The organism is Dehalococcoidia bacterium, from assembly GCA_041653995.1.
Classification (GTDB): domain Bacteria; phylum Chloroflexota; class Dehalococcoidia; order GIF9; family UBA5629; genus CAIMUM01.
Genome location: JBAZEK010000064.1, coordinates 1 through 2,892, shown reverse-complemented (window position 1 = coordinate 2,892; position 2,892 = coordinate 1). Strand labels below are relative to the sequence as shown.

General features: G+C 55.2%; 7 protein-coding genes. 6 read left to right on the top strand and 1 reads right to left on the bottom strand.

Features of this window, described 5'->3' with window-relative positions; all coding sequences use genetic code 11:
• Window positions 1–148 precede the first annotated feature (148 nt).
• Genes WC359_15415 through WC359_15400 form a run of 4 tightly spaced genes read left to right on the top strand, consistent with a single transcriptional unit; the run spans window position 149 to window position 1,108 of the window.
• On the top strand, window positions 149–466 hold the full coding sequence (locus WC359_15415) for a hypothetical protein (GenBank protein ID MFA5401840.1): 318 nt from the start codon (window positions 149–151) through the stop codon (window positions 464–466).
• 9 nt (window positions 467–475) lie between these two features.
• Window positions 476–709, top strand: coding sequence for a hypothetical protein (locus tag WC359_15410; GenBank protein ID MFA5401839.1), 234 nt, complete (start codon window positions 476–478; stop codon window positions 707–709).
• Window positions 699–884 (top strand): hypothetical protein, encoded by a 186-nt coding sequence (locus tag WC359_15405; GenBank protein ID MFA5401838.1) that lies wholly within the window; start codon window positions 699–701, stop codon window positions 882–884. Before WC359_15410 ends, WC359_15405 begins: the two co-directional genes overlap by 11 nt.
• Window positions 881–1,108, top strand: coding sequence for a hypothetical protein (locus WC359_15400; protein MFA5401837.1), 228 nt, complete (start codon window positions 881–883; stop codon window positions 1,106–1,108). Before WC359_15405 ends, WC359_15400 begins: the two co-directional genes overlap by 4 nt.
• A 24-nt stretch (window positions 1,109–1,132) precedes the next feature.
• Here WC359_15400 and WC359_15395 read toward each other — a convergent pair whose 3' ends face one another.
• The gene (locus WC359_15395) at window positions 1,133–1,321 is read right to left on the bottom strand and encodes a hypothetical protein (GenBank protein ID MFA5401836.1); all 189 of its coding nucleotides are present in this window, start codon (window positions 1,319–1,321) and stop codon (window positions 1,133–1,135) included.
• Window positions 1,322–1,434: 113 nt separating this feature from the next.
• Between WC359_15395 and WC359_15390 the strand changes: the two genes are divergently transcribed.
• Together WC359_15390 and WC359_15385 are read left to right on the top strand one after the other, a co-directional pair.
• Window positions 1,435–2,184, top strand: coding sequence for a hypothetical protein (locus WC359_15390; protein ID MFA5401835.1), 750 nt, complete (start codon window positions 1,435–1,437; stop codon window positions 2,182–2,184).
• Window positions 2,181–2,892 (top strand): hypothetical protein (locus tag WC359_15385; GenBank protein ID MFA5401834.1); only part of this gene is annotated, 712 nt, incomplete at its 3' end. The genes WC359_15390 and WC359_15385, both read left to right, overlap by 4 nt.

The window sequence follows — 2,892 nt, the reverse complement described above, 5'->3', positions numbered from 1 at the left end:
TGAAAGGTTGTATATAAAAGGCTCTATTAGCCAGTGCTGAACACGTTAACGCCAGTTAAGTTTTTGAGGAAATGTTTATATATTTCGCTCAGCCTATCGGAAAAATGCCGCAGGTGCCTACCGGGCGCCGCGGCAGGACGTAGAGAACATGGCTAAGAAACCGATAACTGGCAGCCGCCAGTTCAAGACCGAGGACCTGAACACCAAGGGTGTCTCAGCGGGCAAACTGACCGAAGAGGGCATGGTAATCATCCCTCAGACCATAGAGGACGCTGAAGGAAGGAACGGGGTCTTCCATATCCTTCATGGGAAGGATGAGCAGGGGAAGGACGTGGACCTGCTCTTTTCCAGCAACAAGCTGTACACCATCATCAGCGAGAACTGGAAGGACCTCGTGGACCAACACGTGAACATCGCCGGGGCCGGGGATGGCTTCAACCGTGAGTACACGGTGACCCTGCTCTGAGGTGGGCCGATGCTGCCCATCGACCCCAAAACCCTTTCCCGTTCCATTTCCCTTCAAGACCCCCTGCACTGGTGGGACATGGACCGCATGGGCCTGTTATGCTTTCTGAACGACTACCGCATATACGTGGATGAGAACAACGCCCGTTCACGCGACTTCGGGTGGCTGCCCCTGGGCATGAATGACTACTTCGTGCTGTGGCGGGAGCGAATCATAAGTGAGGGTGAGCGCGATGGACCGTGATTCCTTCAGGGAAAAGCTCACCAGGGCCTTCACCATGCACGTGTACGTCCTGCTCCTGGTAGTGGTCTTCGTGGGCCTGGGCATGGTGACCGGGCTCATCTACTGGCCCCTGGGCGTGGTCTTCGGGTTCCTGTCCGGGCTATGTGCTGGCCTGGGCATCAGGTTCGAGAAATGACCTTCACCGATGAGGACTTCGTGGACGCTTTTCTGATGCGCCCTATCTACTGGACCGGGGCCGCATCCCCCTTTCTTTTCATAATATGGTTGAAGCTGGGCTGGGCCTCTTTCCCCTATCTGAGCAATTTCTTCCTGGCCATGCTGCTGGGCAATATCTTCAGCCAGTTCATCGAGCATGGCATCCAGGGCTGGAAGGAAAAGAAGGAAAAGGAAAAGGTTTAAGGGCGCGATGGGACCCGCTGGCCTTTACTTCCAGCGGGGGATAAAGTACATCGCAATCCCGATGATTGCCAGGATAGGCAACAGGATGGTCAGTACAGTAACCACGGTATCATCGACGCCAGTGACATTCGCGCCAGCCAGGGTGGTCAGGGCGACAGGCACCAGGACCGCCACCAAGAGCAGGGCTACCGCGATGCCAATGACCTTGGACATCAGGTTATCCATGGAACATGAATTAACTATTGTTAATATAAATATTGCGCTAGTGCCCGAGCATTTTTACAAATACGAAGGATTAATAAACGTGGGCGAAATATACTTCAGCCATGAAGTTCACGCGCTCATTCTGCCTGGGCCTGTTGGGCCTGTTCCTGATATTGAGCCTGGTCCCTATGCCCGGCCATGCCGCACTGGCCCCTTCGGAGGATAAGCTGGACTACGTTTCCCTGAGCTTCCTGTCGGCTGAAGGTCTCACATATAACTACACCTTCACCGGGCAGCACTCGCAATTGGAAATCTCAGAGGGCTGGCGGCTTCGCTCGGTGATTCTCAGCTATACGGTGAATGATACTGAAGAGCATCGCGGTTACATTTCAGTGCTGAAGGGTGACACCATCCTTCATGAGCAGCTCACGGCAATCTATGAGGGGAATGGCACCCTGGTCACCAAGACCTATTTCTACGGGTATTATCCCGATGACCCGCTGGACGCGGCGCTCTTCGTGGCCGATGGGGAAAGCGCCTATGCGGTCTTCGTGGCCGTGGTCCACGCTGAGGATGCCACCGACCACTTTGACCCGGACGGCAGCGGGCTCTATTCCAGCGTGTACATGGGTGACATGGAAACGCTGGGGGAGAGCAGCACTGATACCTGGCTCATGGGAATCATTTGGTGCCTCATAGCCTTCCTGCCGCCCATCCTGCTGAACTTCGTCATACCCCGGTATGGCGTGGCCCTGGGGCTGTTCCTGTCGGTACTGGTCCTGGTGTTCGCTGACGGGGCCAATCTATGGCTGGGGTTCATCGGCATCCTGACCATTGGCATAATCCTTTACCAGTCCAGAGAGGTGGAATGATGGTCAAGAGGTTCGCTGTCATGTTCCTGGTGTTCATGCTCATCATGGGAGCATTTATGTTCATGCCAGAGGTGTCCGGTGAAGAGAGCGATGCTATAAATCCCTACGTGGTGAAGGGGGCCAGCGGTTACATATCCGCTGCCGTGGTCATGTTCAGCGGCAACACCGTCCTGACCTATGACCGCATAGCCATAATGGGTTTCGACCTGGAAGCTGAAATAGGTAGTGGCATGGACCTGTCCATGGTCAATCTCACCTTTGGGTTCGATTCGGGTCCAGCGGCCACGAGTCCGGTGGACGTGTACGCCATAGACCCCTTCACTGGAACTGGATGGTCCGGCATCACCTTCACCGATGAGTACATCAACGCTCAGACCCCTGACGATGGGCATGTCTTCCAGCTTTGGCAATCGGGCTCTTATGTCATGGGAGAGGGGTTCAGTGAGACCTGGCAGGACCAATATGATGACAATGGCACCATCTACATTGGCCTTGCTGGATGGTCGTTCCTGACCGGGGCAGAGACCTACACCCTGGACATGAACGAACTTGATTTATATGTGACCTATGAGGCCCCGCCTGTCCTTTGGGCGCCCACCATCACCTCATCCAGCTCAGGCAACGACACGGTATGCTTCATGGACCCTTACGTGTACGAGTTCAGCGCCAATGAGACCGTGACCTGGGAACTGGTATCGGTGACCCCGC